Annotated in this window: 14 protein-coding genes; 6 read left to right on the top strand and 8 right to left on the bottom strand. The window is 73.8% G+C overall.

The window, feature by feature from the left end; genetic code table 11:
• Positions 1 to 25: 25 nt before the first annotated feature.
• Positions 26 to 385 (bottom strand): SPW repeat protein, encoded by a 360-nt coding sequence (locus tag EAO70_RS02280; protein WP_261992598.1) that lies wholly within the window; start codon positions 383 to 385, stop codon positions 26 to 28.
• 363 nt (positions 386 to 748) lie between these two features.
• On the opposite strand from EAO70_RS02280, the gene EAO70_RS02275 reads away from it, so the two are divergent.
• A complete protein-coding gene (locus tag EAO70_RS02275; protein ID WP_148001361.1) occupies positions 749 to 1117 on the top strand; it encodes a cupin domain-containing protein in 369 nt (122 codons plus the stop codon).
• Between the two features lie 84 nt (positions 1118 to 1201).
• Positions 1202 to 1711 (top strand): DinB family protein, encoded by a 510-nt coding sequence (locus EAO70_RS02270; RefSeq protein WP_148001353.1) that lies wholly within the window; start codon positions 1202 to 1204, stop codon positions 1709 to 1711.
• A gap of 106 nt (positions 1712 to 1817) precedes the next feature.
• On the opposite strand, the gene EAO70_RS02265 is transcribed toward EAO70_RS02270, so the two are convergent.
• Together EAO70_RS02265 and EAO70_RS02260 are read right to left on the bottom strand one after the other, a co-directional pair.
• Positions 1818 to 2183, bottom strand: coding sequence for a hypothetical protein (locus tag EAO70_RS02265; protein ID WP_148001352.1), 366 nt, complete (start codon positions 2181 to 2183; stop codon positions 1818 to 1820).
• A gap of 46 nt (positions 2184 to 2229) precedes the next feature.
• Entirely contained in the window at positions 2230 to 3204 is a 975-nt protein-coding gene (locus EAO70_RS02260; RefSeq protein ID WP_148001351.1) for a LysR family transcriptional regulator, read from the bottom strand.
• Positions 3205 to 3365: 161 nt separating this feature from the next.
• On the opposite strand from EAO70_RS02260, the gene EAO70_RS02255 reads away from it, so the two are divergent.
• Both EAO70_RS02255 and EAO70_RS02250 read left to right on the top strand, forming a co-directional pair.
• Positions 3366 to 4610, top strand: coding sequence for an MFS transporter (locus tag EAO70_RS02255; RefSeq protein ID WP_148001350.1), 1245 nt, complete (start codon positions 3366 to 3368; stop codon positions 4608 to 4610).
• Between the two features lie 58 nt (positions 4611 to 4668).
• Positions 4669 to 6198 (top strand): carboxylesterase/lipase family protein, encoded by a 1530-nt coding sequence (locus tag EAO70_RS02250; protein ID WP_148001349.1) that lies wholly within the window; start codon positions 4669 to 4671, stop codon positions 6196 to 6198.
• A 76-nt stretch (positions 6199 to 6274) separates the two neighbouring features.
• Here EAO70_RS02250 and EAO70_RS02245 read toward each other — a convergent pair whose 3' ends face one another.
• Positions 6275 to 6697 (bottom strand): universal stress protein, encoded by a 423-nt coding sequence (locus EAO70_RS02245; RefSeq protein ID WP_148001348.1) that lies wholly within the window; start codon positions 6695 to 6697, stop codon positions 6275 to 6277.
• 1 nt (position 6698) lies between these two features.
• Entirely contained in the window at positions 6699 to 8198 is a 1500-nt protein-coding gene (locus EAO70_RS02240) for an APC family permease (RefSeq protein ID WP_148001347.1), read from the bottom strand.
• Between the two features lie 241 nt (positions 8199 to 8439).
• On the opposite strand from EAO70_RS02240, the gene EAO70_RS02235 reads away from it, so the two are divergent.
• Positions 8440 to 9141, top strand: coding sequence for an RraA family protein (locus EAO70_RS02235; protein ID WP_148001346.1), 702 nt, complete (start codon positions 8440 to 8442; stop codon positions 9139 to 9141).
• An 88-nt stretch (positions 9142 to 9229) separates the two neighbouring features.
• On the opposite strand, the gene EAO70_RS02230 is transcribed toward EAO70_RS02235, so the two are convergent.
• Together EAO70_RS02230 and EAO70_RS37545 are read right to left on the bottom strand one after the other, a co-directional pair.
• The gene (locus EAO70_RS02230) at positions 9230 to 9667 is read right to left on the bottom strand and encodes an OsmC family protein (protein WP_148001345.1); all 438 of its coding nucleotides are present in this window, start codon (positions 9665 to 9667) and stop codon (positions 9230 to 9232) included.
• A 161-nt stretch (positions 9668 to 9828) separates the two neighbouring features.
• Entirely contained in the window at positions 9829 to 10596 is a 768-nt protein-coding gene (locus EAO70_RS37545; protein ID WP_187283686.1) for a type 1 glutamine amidotransferase, read from the bottom strand.
• A gap of 457 nt (positions 10597 to 11053) precedes the next feature.
• Here EAO70_RS37545 and EAO70_RS37540 point away from each other — a divergent pair, with 457 nt between their 5' ends.
• Complete coding sequence (locus EAO70_RS37540) at positions 11054 to 11452, top strand: hypothetical protein (protein WP_187283685.1); 399 nt, start codon at positions 11054 to 11056, stop codon at positions 11450 to 11452.
• 614 nt (positions 11453 to 12066) lie between these two features.
• Here the strand turns inward: EAO70_RS37540 and EAO70_RS02210 are convergent.
• The gene (locus EAO70_RS02210) at positions 12067 to 12441 is read right to left on the bottom strand and encodes a MerR family transcriptional regulator (protein WP_148001360.1); all 375 of its coding nucleotides are present in this window, start codon (positions 12439 to 12441) and stop codon (positions 12067 to 12069) included.
• Positions 12442 to 12694: the final 253 nt, after the last annotated feature.

Here is a 12694-nt window from a genome sequence, read left to right as displayed (position 1 = left end):
GCCGTTCCGGAAGAGGATCCGGGCCTCACGTCCTTCGCTTGGTCATGAGCAGTCCGCCGGCCGTGAGGGAGAACAGGCAGACGCACGCGCCGGTGATGACGTTGCTGAGGACGGTGCCCGTGTCGGGGCTCGACCCGACCACCCACGGCGCGATGATCAGCCAGGCTCCCATCAGCAGGACGACGAAGTTGAGGTCCTGGGACCGCTCGGGAACCATCGACATGCACAGCCCGAGGACGGCCAGGGCGATGCCGACGACCAGGTTCGCGGTGGCGAGGGCGGGCTGGGCGGCGGAGAAGTGGACCGTCCACGCGGAGATCGCGGCGTAGATGCCGGCGAGGATCACGAGCTCCTCGACCGCCGCGACACCTCGGGTCTGGAGCATACGGGCATATCGGTCCCGCATTTCCGGCGCATCGGGGTGTCCCGCGATATCACCGGGACGGTGAGAGACGTCGGCCATACGACTCGCCTCCTTCTGGCGTGATGCACGTCTGACCGCACTTGCGGCGAATGCTGCCGCTGCTTCATTGTGCTCTTATCTGGCCTTTATGTGTAGGTCTGTCCGGTAAGTGATATGCACAGAATTCGAGCCCCGGATATGCGTGGATCCACCAAAGGCCGACCGTCGTTCACAAAGGACCCGGATAGCGGTGGCGGGGCCGTACCGGCGGCGGTGTGCGCCGCGGAGCCCGGGAGTAGCCTGGAAGTGGACTCGGGGTCGACCCTCCATCGCCGGGAGGCGATGATGACCGGCATCGTCAGGAAGAACTTCGACGCGGCGGACGAGACCCGCCCCTTCGAGGACGGCAAGGGCAGGCTCGACCTGCTCCATGGGGAACACGGCCCGGTCGGCCGGGCCGTGTTCGAACCGGGCTGGCGGTGGTCCCGGCACGTGGGGCCGATCGCCGGCACGGAGAGCTGCCAGGCGTCGCACGTCGGGTACGTCGTCAGTGGCCGCCTGAAGGTCGTCATGAACGACGGCGAGACGGCGGAGTACGGTGCCGGGGACTACATGGAGGTCAAGCCCGGCCACGACGCGTGGGTGATCGGCGAGGAGGCCTGCGTCGCTGTGGACTGGTCGGGCTTCGGTGACTACGCCCAGCCGTCCGGCTGAGCCGCGGTCCCGCCCCTGCGGTCGCCGTGCCGGACCGGTGAAACCCGTGGGCGCGGGCGTGGGTCGCGGCGGCAGAATGCCCGTATGACCATCCAGGATGACCGTACGACCGTGCCCCACACCGGCGACGAGCGCACCACGCTCACCGCCCTGCTCGACTTCCAGCGTGACACCCTCGCCCTGAAGTGCCGGGGGCTCTCCCCGGAGCAGCTGCGCAGCCGGGCGATCGGCCCCTCCGCACTCTCGCTCCTCGGGCTCGTCCGCCATGCCGCCGACGTCGAGCGCGGCTGGTTCCGCAACGTGCTCAACGGCGAGGAGATCCCCAGCCACTGGACCCCGCCCGGCTCCACCGACCGGGCCGACTTCGACGTCGACGAGGCCGACCCCGAAGAGGCCTTCGCCGTCTGGCGCAAGGAGTGCGACCACTCCCGCGCGATCGTGGCCGCGGCCCCCTCCCTCGACGTCACCGGGACCCACGAGGAGGAGACCTACTCCGTGCGCTACGTCCTCGCCCACATGATCGAGGAGTACGCGCGGCACAACGGCCACGCGGACCTGCTGCGCGAACGCCTCGACGGCTCTACGGGGGAGTGAGGCGGGGGCGCCCCGGCCGACGGGACGGTTCGGCGCCCCGCCGGATCGTTCGTACTGGCTCGTGGAGGTACCACCGCAAGGCAACCCCCGTACCGGCGGGCGGTGTTCAGCCGAAGGCGTCGGTGACGCAGTCGGCCGCACAGCGCCCGTGCTCGAACCGCCGTCGCAGCGCGGCCGCCGCGTGCCGCCGCTCCACCTCGGCGTACCCGTAGCGGTCCTGCGTCGTGCGTACGACGGCCTCCACGGTGACGATGGCCGGTTCGCCCTCTCCGGCGGACCGGCGGGCCCGCGCGATCACGTGGTCGGCGGCCCGCTGCAGGTCGCGGGCGTACTCCCGCTGCGCCACGGATCGCGCCCGCGAGGCGGCGAACGGCCGTACCGCGCGCCCCTTCCAGACCATTCCGGCGACGATGAGTCCCACGCCGAGCAGGAAGACGAGCACGCCCACGATGGCGTCGGGCTTCCACTGCATCACCGGCCGCCTTCCGCCACCGCCACGTCTCCCAGGCGTGGTGATTCTAGGGTGCCGAGCGTTGATCGCGGGGCCGTGCCCAGTCGGGTGTCCAGATGTCGCCCCGCCCGCCCTCCGGCGGCGTCGCCCCCTGGGCCTCGGGGGAGGCGGCCAGGTGCGCGCGAAGGGCGAGGAGCGCGGGGTGCGGGTTGTCCACGGACCACAGAAGTGAGTGCGGATACACGGGAGTCGGCCCGTGCACGGGGACGCGCCGCAGGTCGTGGCCGGCCGGCCAGACGAGCCTGGTCCCCTCGCCGACGAACGTCGCCAGCTCGGGGGAGTCCGCGATGGTGTCGAACAGCGCCTCGGGGCCGAAGTCCGGGCCCGTCACCTCGATGGTGAGCCCGAACGCGGCGGCCAGGTCGGCGTAGTAGGCCGCCCACTCGGTTCCGCCGACGATGCCGGGAATCCAGATCCGATGGCCGGCGAGCCGGGCGAGCGGCACGGAACGCGCGCCCGCGAGTACATGCCCGGGCCCCGTCAGGAGCTGCAACGGCTCGTCCAGGACCGGCAGCGCGCCGATGCCCTCGGGCAGCCGCCGGCCGGGCATGGTGACCGCCCGGAAGGACGCGTCGATCGTGCCGGCCGCGAGGGCGGCGACGGCCGCGTCGGCGTCGAAGAGGGTCACGACGTCCAGCTCGGTCTGCGGATGTGCCCGGTGGAACCCCCGCAGCAGGCCCGCAGTGGCCAGCCTCCGACCGATCACGTCCACCCGCAGCGCCCGCCGCTCGGGCCGTACGGAGGCCAGTGCCCGCGCCTCGGCGTGCAGCAGGGCGCGCGCGTGCGGCAGGAAGGCCTGGCCGTCGATCGTCACCTCCGCACCGCGCGCGGTACGGGCGAGCAGCCGCACGCCGAGCTCCTTCTCCAGAGCGGCGATCCGCTTGGACACGGCCTGCTGGGTCACCGCCAGCTCGGCGGCCGCATCCCGGAACCGGCCCGAGTCCACCACGGTCAGGAAGGTGCGTACGGCATCGAGATCCATGCCCGCAGCCTAGGGCGTCGCGGCACCGGCTTCCCGTCGCTGCGACAACCCCGGGTTGTGACGTGAGTGGTCCACGGTTGTTTGATCTGCGGCTTCTCCCCTCGCTTTGATGTCAGGCGGTGGCGCGCGGTTGTGCGGACCTTCGGCGGAGAGGTGCGGGCATGGCGGGCGGAGCGTCCCTCGGGCGGGACTTCGGGTGGCTCTGGGCGGCGTACGCGGCCGGCACCCTCGGCACCTGGGTCGCCTTCAACGCCCTTCCGCTGCTGGCCGTCACCGTGCTCCACGAGGGTTCCGCCGAGGTGGCCGCGCTGGCCGCCGTCGGCGCGGCCGTCGGTGCGGCGGTCGCGCTGCCGCTCGGCCCGTGGGTGGAGTTCCGCCGCAAGCGCCCGGTGATGATCGCCATGGACCTCGTGCGCGGCGCCGCGGTCCTGAGCGTCGCCGCCGCGTACGCGCTGGACCGGCTCGGCTTCGCCCAGCTGCTCCTCGTCTCCGTCGTCGTGGCCGCCGCCGACATCACCTTCGGCGCGGCCTCCGGTGCTTGCCTCAAAGCGCTCGTACCCGCCGAGGGGCGCCTCCTCGCGCAGTCCCGCCTCGAATCCACCACCTGGACCGCGACCGTCCTCGGACCGCCGCTCGGCGGCGCCCTGATCGCGCTCCTCGGCCCGGTGGCGACCGTGCTCGTCGACGCCGTGAGCTATCTGCTCTCGGCCCTGGGCATCCGGGCCATCACGGCCCCGGAGCCCGTCCCCACCCGTAGGGAGGGTCCGAGAGCGGGCGTCGCTGACCTCCTCGAAGGGTGGCGGCACCTGCTCGCCCAGCCCGTCCTGCGCCCGCTGTTCCTCAACGCCGTCCTGGTCAACGGGCTGATCATGGCGACCGCGCCGCTCCTCGCCGTCCTCATGCTCGGGCCGCTCGGCTTCGCCCCCTGGCAGTACGGGCTCGCCTTCGCGGTGCCCTGCCTCGGCGGCCTCGTGGGCTCGCGGCTCTCCCGGCCGCTCGTCGCCCGGTACGGCCGGCACCGCGTCCTGCGGGCCTCGGGGGCGCTCCGGGCGTGCTGGCCCGTCGGTCTCGTCCTCGTGCACCCCGGGCCGACCGGGCTGATCCTCGTGATGGCCGTCGAGCTGGCGCTGATCACCTGCATCGGGGTGTGGAACCCGGTCCTGGCCGCCCACCGCCTCGACCTGACGCCGACCGACCGCGTCGCCCGCACCCTCACCGCCTGGTCCGTCGCGGCGAAGGCCTCCATCGCCGCCCTGACCGCGCTCGGGGGGCTCCTCGCGGCGGTGGTCGGACCGCGGGCGGCGATCGGCCTCGTCGGTGCTCTGCTGCTCGCGACCCCCCTCCTGCTGCCGCGGCGGGCCGGGGTTGCAGACGAGGCGCCGCCCAGCGTTGACACGTGTAAGTGAAGGGTGGCAGGCTCATGCCCCGGGCGTCGTGTGCCCCCGCGCAGAAGGAGCAGCACCCATGAGCGTCACCGGCACCACCGGCATCTCAGACACCACCGGCATCACCAGCGCGACCGGCACCTTCGCGAGCACCGGCCCAGCCGCCGGCGGCACCGTGGTGGCCACCGACCGGGGACCCGTCCGGGGCGAGCGCCGGGCCGACGGCAGCCTGTGCTTCCTCGGCATCCCGTACGCCCAGCCGCCCGTCGGCGACCTGCGGTTCGCGGCGCCCGTGCCGCCGGAGCCGTGGACGGAACCGCTGGACGCCACCGCGTACGGCCCGACGGCCCAGCGCCGCCCCTTCGCGGAGATCACCACCATCCCCGAGCCCACAGTGCCGGGCGCCGGAATCCTCAACCTGAACGTCTTCACCCCGGGTGCCGACCCGGCCGCCGGACTGCCCGTCCTCGTCTGGATCCACGGCGGCGGCTACGTCGCCGGCTCGGCCGCCAGCCCCTGGTACGACGGGGCGGCCTTCAACCGGGACGGCGTCGTCCTCGTTTCGGTGGGCTACCGCCTCGGCATCGAGGGCTTCCTGCACTTGGACGACGCCCCCGACAACCGGGGCGTACGCGACTGGATCGCCGCCCTCTCCTGGGTCCGGGACAACATCGCGGCCTTCGGCGGGGACCCCGCCAAGGTCACCGTCGCCGGGCAGTCGGCGGGCGGCGGCGCCGTCCAGACCCTGCTCGCGGTCCCCGCCGCCCGGGGCCTGTTCCGCGGCGCCCTCTCCGTCTCGGGCGCCGTCCCGCGGCCCGACGGCCCGGAGGTCGCCCGGGCGGCCGCCCGGCTCCTCACCGCCCGCACCGGCGTCCCGGCCACCGCGGCCGCCCTGCGCGATCTGGGCGACGACGAGATCCTCGCCCTCCAGGACCGCCTGAACGAGCCGGGCCCCGACCGCGAGGGCCTGCCGCCGATGCTGTCCTTCGCCCCCTTCGCCGACGGCGAGCTCGTGCCGCTGCCCGTCCACGAGGCCCTCACCACGGGCGGGGCCGGCGCGGACGTACCGCTGATGCTCGGGTTCACCGAGCACGAGTTCACGATGTTCCCCGCGCCCGGACCGGAGGGCCCGCCGCTTGCCGTCCTGCTCGGCGGACTGGGCCTCGATCCCGGCCGGGCCGACGCCCTCGCGGAGGCGTACGCGGCGGCGGGACCGGAGCGGCTCTTCGGCCAGGCACTGACCGACGCCACCTTCCGGGCCCCGAACCTCGCCGTCGCCGAAGCCCGCGCCGCCCGCGGACGGCCCACCTGGCTCTACGAGTTCGTCTGGCGCTCACCCGCCGCGGGTCTCGCCTTCCACTGCGTCGACCTGCCCTTCGCCTTCGACCTCCTCGACGCCGAGGGAGTCCCGGCCGTCGCGGGCGACACGCCGCCGCGCGCCCTCGCCGACGAGATGCACCGCGCCTGGGTCGCGTTCGTGACCGACCAGGACCCGGGCCCCGACTGGCCCCGCTACACGGCCGACGGGCGCGCCACGAGGATCTGGGACGTCGAACCCCGCGTCGCGGAGGACCCGCTCGGCCCGGTCCGGGCGCTCTGGCTCGACTGAGGACGCTCGCCGGAGCAAGCCCGGTCGAGAAAGCCGGACTGCGGAAGCTCGGCTGAGGAGGAGGAAGCCCGCGTCGTCAGGCGCGGGACTCCGGCGGCACGCACAGCACCGGCACGGTCGACATGTGGAGCAGCTTGTGGGGCGTGGAGCCCAGCAGTGCGCCGCGCATCGGGCTCTCGCCCCAGCTGCCGACCACGATGACCCGGGCCGCGTGCCGGGCCGCCGCGTCGATGAGGGCCTGCGCCGGGTTCTCGTCCAGCACCTCCACGACGGTCGGGACCCCCGCGCGGTCCGCCTCCGTGACCGCGTGCTCCAGGCCGGCGCGGCCGGTCTGCCGGATGGCGTCGTAGTGGGACCGGTACTCCTCGCCCAGCGGACCGGGCGCCGCCGCGCCGTAGACCAGCACCAGTTGCTCGTCGAAGGCCGCGGCCACCTCGACCGCGATGCGCAGCGCGCGGGCCGCGCCGGGGGACTCGTCGTAACCGAGCACGACCGACATCTCAGCGCTCCTTGCCGTGCACCAGGTCGGGGTCGGCCACGCCCGGCCGCTCCTCCCAGAAGACGGGCGACCGCAGCCGCCACACGATCATGAGGACCACCCCGGTGAGGGCGATGCCGATCCCGATGACGAGCGGCGGCCCGAGGCCGAACCACGAGGTGCCGCTGTACGAGTTCGCGGGATCGGACATGTCGGAGACCGACCGCACCAGGAGCCAGGTCAGGAGCCCGGCGCCGACGAGCGGGCCGAGGCCGATGAGCAGGAAGTTGTGGACGCTCTCGAACAGGTGGCGCCGGTAGTAGACGGCGCACGCGATGCCGGTGAGCGCGTAGTAGAAGGCGATCAGGAGTGACAGGGCGGTCAGCGAGTCGAAGAGGGCGTTGGTGCTGATCTGGTTCACCACGAGGTACCAGGCGATGGCGATGCCGGCGACCCACCACGTGCTCACGTCGGGCGTGCGGAACCGCGGGCTGATGTGGCCGTAGTGCGCGGGCAGCGCACGACGCCGGGCCATGGACAGCGCGGTCCGGGAGGCCGGGATGATCGTCGTCTGTGTGGAGGCGATCGCGGAGGTGGAGACGGCCAGGAGCAGGACCCAGTCCCAGCCGCCCAGCACGTCGGTGGCGAGCTGGGCGAAGATGAACTCCTCCTCGCCGGCGTTCTCCGCGAGGAACGTGGGACCGGCGTACGCGACCACCGCGAAGCCCACCGACACGTAGGTGACGAGCAGGATGACGGTCGACCAGAGGCCGGCCTTGCCCGGGGCGGTCGCGGAGTCCTCGACCTCCTCCGTGAGGTTGACCGCCGACTCCCAGCCCCAGTAGATGAACACGCCGAGCAGCAGCCCGCCGGTCAGCGCCGCGCCTCCGGCGCCGAAGGGGTTCAGCCAGCCGAGTGCGGGCTCGACGGAGTCGTAGGCGCTCGTGCCGTCGTACACCTGGTACAGCGCGACACCCACGAAGACCAGCAGGAACGCGACCTGCGCCAGGATGAGGACGTTCTGCACCTTGGCCGACAGTTCGGTGCCGATGACGCAGACGGCCGTCATCACCAGGATCAGCAGCACGGTCAGGGACTGCCGTACGAAGGTGTTGTCCACCCAGCTGTCGAGGCCGACGGCGAGCAGCGCGAAGCTCACGGCGACGTCCGCGAGCGAGCCGACGACCAGGACACCGGTCATCGCGATGGCCCAGCCGCCGAGCCATCCGATCCACGGGCCCATCGCGCGCGTGACCCAGGAGAACGTGGTACCGCAGTCCTGGTCGACCTTGTTCAGGTAGTAGAAGGCCGACGCGATCAGCAGCATCGGGACGAAGGACGCGAACATCACGCCGGGTGCGTAGATCCCGGCGAGCGCCACGATCGGGCCGATGACGGCGGCCAGGGAGTACGCGGGGGAGGTGGAGTTGAGTCCGATGACGAGGGCGTCGACGAACCCGATCGCGTTCGCCTTCAGTCCCGCCGGCTGTTCGGCGGGACGGGGGGCGTCCTCTGCGGCCATGGTGCCTCGCTCTGAAGAGGGGTGACTTCATCGTAGGAAGGCCGCGGCGCGGCTGTTCGCGGACCGGCGGCCGATACCATCGCGCAGCCCGTACGTCCGTACGTCCGCCCGCCGAACCGCACACGTCACCGAACGGAGCACCCATGCCGCAGGTTCGCGGACCGGCGGCCGATACCATCGCGCAGCCCGTACGTCCGTACGTCCGCCCGCCGAACCGCACACGTCACCGAACGGAGCACCCATGCCGCAGGATCCGGTCGACTTCACGGAACTCTCCACCCCGCTCGTCGCCGACGCCTGTGTGCGTCTCGGGGAACCGCTGCGCGCGGCGCCGGCCGGGATCCTGCCCGTGGCGGCGGGGCAGCGGGTCGCCGGGCGCGCCCTGCCGGTACGGCACTACGGCAGCGTGGACGTCTTCCTGGAGGCCTTCACCCGGGCCGGACCCGGCGACGTGCTGGTCATCGACAACGCGGGCCGCCGCGACGAGGCCTGCATCGGCGACCTCGCCGTCCTGGAGGCCCGGGCCGCGGGTGTCGCCGGGGTCGTCGTCTGGGGCCTGCACCGGGACACCCCCGACCTGCTCCGGATCGGACTGCCCGTCTTCTCCTACGGACGGTACGCGCCCGGCCCCGTACGCCTCGATCCGCGGGACGCCGACGCGCTGACGGCCGCACGGTTCGGCGAGCACACGGTGACCGCGGAGGATGTCGTCCTCGCCGACGACGACGGTGTGCTCTTCGTCCGGGCCGCCCGGACGGGCGAGGTCCTGGAGGTGGCGCGCGCCCTGGCCCGTACGGAGCGGGAACAGGCCCGCCGCATCGAGGCGGGGGAGACGCTCCGTGCCCAGACCCGGTTCGACGCCTATCTGGCGGCCCGGGCCGAGGACCCCTCCCGCACCTTCCGGCAGCATCTGCGCGCGACGGGCGGCGCGATCGAGGAGTGAGGCGGGGGGAGCCGGGGGAGAGCCGGGGAACACGGCCGACCGCCGGCCGGGGCGGGTCCGGGATGCGGCCGCCGCCCCCGCCCACGTATCAGCCCTCGAAGCCGACGGTGCCGTCCGGCAGGATCGCCTCGACGCGCGCGCCGTGCTCCACGGTCCGGCTGACCGTGCAGAACTTCTCGTGGGTCAGCCGCACTCCGCGGGCGAAGACCTCGGCCGCCTTCGGGTTGCTGTCCGGGAGCTCGAACTCGTAGCTGACCCGGATCCGGCCGATCCGGCCGTCGTCCTCCGGTCCGGAGACCGACTCCACCACGATCTTGAGGTCGTCGTGGTCCACGGCCCGCGCGGTCCGGTCGATGACGAGACCGCCGCAGCCGCCGATCGCCGCGAGCAGCAGTTCGACCGGGGTGAACGAGGGCTGCGCGTCGGCGTCGTCCGCGGCGGCCATCCGGACCTCCGCGCCCCGGTCGTTCCGGGCGGTCCAGTTCCGGTACCCGGTGCGGACGGTCTCGATCCGGTAGTCGGCCATGGCGACGGTCTCCTTCGTTGGGGGTGCCTCCCCGTACGGTACGGCGGCGCGGGCGCAAGGTCGTGTCCGGAAGGGCGCCGGGTGAGGTCGTACGACGCGGGCAGCGCGCCGAGAGCACGTGTCAGGTGTCGCGAGCCGGGCGGGTCCTTCCCGGACACGACCTACGGCCGCAGGCCTGCCGAGGCTCCGACCACCGCGCCCCAAGCCTCGGCGACCGCGCCCCAGACCGCGCGGAGCCCGGGCTCCGCTTCCCGCACCGAGGCGACCGCGGTCACCGGGTCGAGGCCCGCCTCCCGGATCCGCCCGGCGTCCTCGGCGGCCCACTCCGCGACCGTGCTGCCGTCCGCCTCCGGATGGAACTGCACCGCCCACGCGGCGGCGCCGACCCGGAAGGCCTGGTGTGCGCAGTGGTCACCCGTCAGCAGCGGGACCGCGCCGGGCGGCAGCCGGTCCACGTCGTCCCAGTGCCACTGGACGGCGAGCGCGCCGTCCGGCACCCGGCCGAGTACGGGGTCCCCGGTCGCGGCCGGCAGCCGCCGGAGCGGCACCGCGCCCACCTCCGGGGGACGGGAGCGCGGCGCGACCGAGCCGCCGAGGGCGTGGGCGACGATCTGCCCGCCCAGACAGATCCCGAGCAGCGGGACCGCCTCGGCGACGGCCTGGCGTACGAGCGCCCGGACCCCGGGCAGCCAGGGGGCGGCCGCGTCGTCCTCGCAGTTCACCGACCCGCCGAGGACCAGCAGACCGGCGTGGCTCGACAGGTCGTCCGGCAGCGCGACGCCCTCCCAGGCACGCACCACGTCGAGCCGGAGACCGCACCGCACGAGGTGCTCACCGACGATCCCGACCCCCGCGTCCTCCTCGTGCTGCACGACGAGCACGAGGCCGGACCGGGGCACGCGCCCCGCGCCGATGCCCRGGTCCGGCACGAGCGAGCCGCGCGCTGTACCTGGCCCGCCCGGGGCGGGCGGGGCGTCCGCCGGTCCCGGTCCGCATGAGCGGGACCCGTCCGACGCGGCGCCGCCCGCCGCGCCCGGCCCGCCCGTCTCGCTCGGTTCGTCCGCGCGTGCTGACCGGTCGGCGTGGGCCACACCATCCGCCACCACCGGTCCTGCCGCCGCCATCCCTGTCGTCTCCGCCGTCTCCGCCGTCTCCGTCGTCACGGTGCCTCCGCCTCCGATGCTCAACCCGTTGCCCAGCCCGATGCTCAACCCGTCCACCGGGAACGCCCGGTGCCCGGTGCCCGGCGCCCGAGCATCGCGGAAGAAACGATGGTGCGGGAGGCCCCGCGGGAGTTCCCGCGCCCCCGCGCCTGAGTACGGACGTGCGCCGGTCTGAGTACCCGGACCGATACCCCGCCCGCCAACGCCCTGCTGGACTATCACCATGAGCTTCGACGTCCGCCGCAACCGCCCCCTCCAGCGCGCCACCGCCACCGGCGCGGCCCTCGCCGTCGCCCTCGGCCCGGTGGTCGTCGGCGCGTTGCTGGCCCGGTCGGTGGGCGGCGACCCGATGGCCTCCGTCAACGCCCTGATCGCGGGCGGCGGTCAGCGCGCGCGGATCGCGCCGGCCCAACTCCGCCCGACCGCCCTGCGCCGCTCGGCGGCGAGCCTGCGGGCCCGGGCGGACCGAGGGGGCCTCCGCCCGCGCCGGGGCGCGCGTACGGCTCCGCTCGCCGGGTCCGCGCGTACGACGCGGTTCGCCCGCCGGCCGGCCGGGTCAGCGACCCGGTTCGCACGCCAGGAGGAAACCCTGCGGCGTCTCCTCGTCGGCGTGCGCGCCTAGGCCGTCTCTTCCGGATCTTGCCGGTCAAGCCCGCGTCGTCCGGTGCCGTGCATCGCAAGGCGGAGAGGTGCGGTGCCGGGCGGCGCGGGTCAGGCAGGATCCGGAAGAGACGGCCTAGGCCCTCCTGGCGTGCGAACCGGGTCGCTGACCCGGCCGGCCGGCGGGCGAACCGCGTCGTACGCGCGGACCCGGCGAGCGGAGCCGTACGCGCGCCCCGGCCCCCAGCTCCGACCCACGGTCCTTCAGCAGGGCCAACGTCGACTCCAGTTCCGTACGGGCGAGACGGGCGGCCTCCTCCGGGCCCCGGCTCCTCCTCCTCGACGAACCGGCCACCGGTCTCGACCTGCCCGGCCGTGAGCAGCTGCTCGACGCGCTCGACGCCCTCGGCGCCGCACATCCCGCCCAGGCCACGGTCACGGTGACCCACCACCTGGAGGAGCTGCCCTCCGGCACCCCCACGCCAGGGCGCCTCCGGCAGGGACGGGTCCTGGCCCAGGGGCCGGTCGGCGACGTGCTCACCGGCGCGCACGTGGGGGCCTGCTTCGGGCTCCCACTCAGCCTGGAGCGGCACGGCGGGCGCTGGAGCGTACGGACCGCCCGGAGTGCGACGGCGGTCAGACGGACTGCTCCGCCTTCACCCGTACCGCGTCCAGGTACTCCGCCACCGCGTCCCTGTTCCGGGTGAGGCAGCGGATCCGCTCGGTCATCCGGTCCCGCTCGTCCTCCAGGGTGGCCAGCATCTCCGGGGTGGCGTCCGGGAAGTGGATGATCCGCGGCTTGTTCAGGCAGGGCAGGATCTGCTTGATGATCCGGGTCGGCAGACCGGCGTCCAGGAGGCCCCGGATCTGCATGACCCGGTCCGGGTTCGACTCGTCGTAGTCCCGGTAGCCGTTCGGCAGCCGGTCCGCGACGATGAGGCCCTGCTCCTCGTAGTAGCGCAGCAGCCGGCGCGGTGTTCCGGTGCGCTCCGACAGTTCCCCGATCCGCATGGGCGCCCCTCCAGGAACTCGCTTGACCCTCACACCGATGTGAGGGTTCGAGCATAGATCCATGGCCAACGACCCGACGAGCGAGGCCACGCCGAACACGAGCAGGACGAGCCCGGTGGACCCGGCCAGACCGCGATGGCCGAGGTAGGCGGAGACGTAGGTGTAGAGGACGGTGTGGGCCAGGACGAGGGTGAACGTCACGGCGAGCACGGGCAGGACGCCGGGCACCCGCAGGGTCCGGGCGACCGGCGCC

The sequence above is a fragment of the Streptomyces sp. adm13(2018) genome (assembly GCF_008042145.1).
Lineage (GTDB): Bacteria > Actinomycetota > Actinomycetes > Streptomycetales > Streptomycetaceae > Streptomyces.
This window is presented reverse-complemented; position numbering and strand designations above follow the sequence as displayed.

Excerpts from the sequence above, each read along its gene's own strand:
- EAO70_RS02280 (WP_261992598.1), bottom strand. The coding sequence starts at position 385 with ATGCTCCAGACCCGAGGTGTCGCGGCGGTCGAGGAGCTCGTGATCCTC.
- EAO70_RS02275 (WP_148001361.1), top strand. The coding sequence starts at position 749 with ATGACCGGCATCGTCAGGAAGAACTTCGACGCGGCGGACGAGACCCGC.
- EAO70_RS02270 (WP_148001353.1), top strand. The coding sequence starts at position 1,202 with ATGACCATCCAGGATGACCGTACGACCGTGCCCCACACCGGCGACGAG.
- EAO70_RS02265 (WP_148001352.1), bottom strand. The coding sequence starts at position 2,183 with ATGCAGTGGAAGCCCGACGCCATCGTGGGCGTGCTCGTCTTCCTGCTC.
- EAO70_RS02260 (WP_148001351.1), bottom strand. The coding sequence starts at position 3,204 with ATGGATCTCGATGCCGTACGCACCTTCCTGACCGTGGTGGACTCGGGC.
- EAO70_RS02255 (WP_148001350.1), top strand. The coding sequence starts at position 3,366 with ATGGCGGGCGGAGCGTCCCTCGGGCGGGACTTCGGGTGGCTCTGGGCG.
- EAO70_RS02250 (WP_148001349.1), top strand. The coding sequence starts at position 4,669 with ATGAGCGTCACCGGCACCACCGGCATCTCAGACACCACCGGCATCACC.
- EAO70_RS02245 (WP_148001348.1), bottom strand. The coding sequence starts at position 6,697 with ATGTCGGTCGTGCTCGGTTACGACGAGTCCCCCGGCGCGGCCCGCGCG.
- EAO70_RS02240 (WP_148001347.1), bottom strand. The coding sequence starts at position 8,198 with ATGGCCGCAGAGGACGCCCCCCGTCCCGCCGAACAGCCGGCGGGACTG.
- EAO70_RS02235 (WP_148001346.1), top strand. The coding sequence starts at position 8,440 with ATGCCGCAGGATCCGGTCGACTTCACGGAACTCTCCACCCCGCTCGTC.
- EAO70_RS02230 (WP_148001345.1), bottom strand. The coding sequence starts at position 9,667 with ATGGCCGACTACCGGATCGAGACCGTCCGCACCGGGTACCGGAACTGG.
- EAO70_RS37540 (WP_187283685.1), top strand. The coding sequence starts at position 11,054 with ATGAGCTTCGACGTCCGCCGCAACCGCCCCCTCCAGCGCGCCACCGCC.
- EAO70_RS02210 (WP_148001360.1), bottom strand. The coding sequence starts at position 12,441 with ATGCGGATCGGGGAACTGTCGGAGCGCACCGGAACACCGCGCCGGCTG.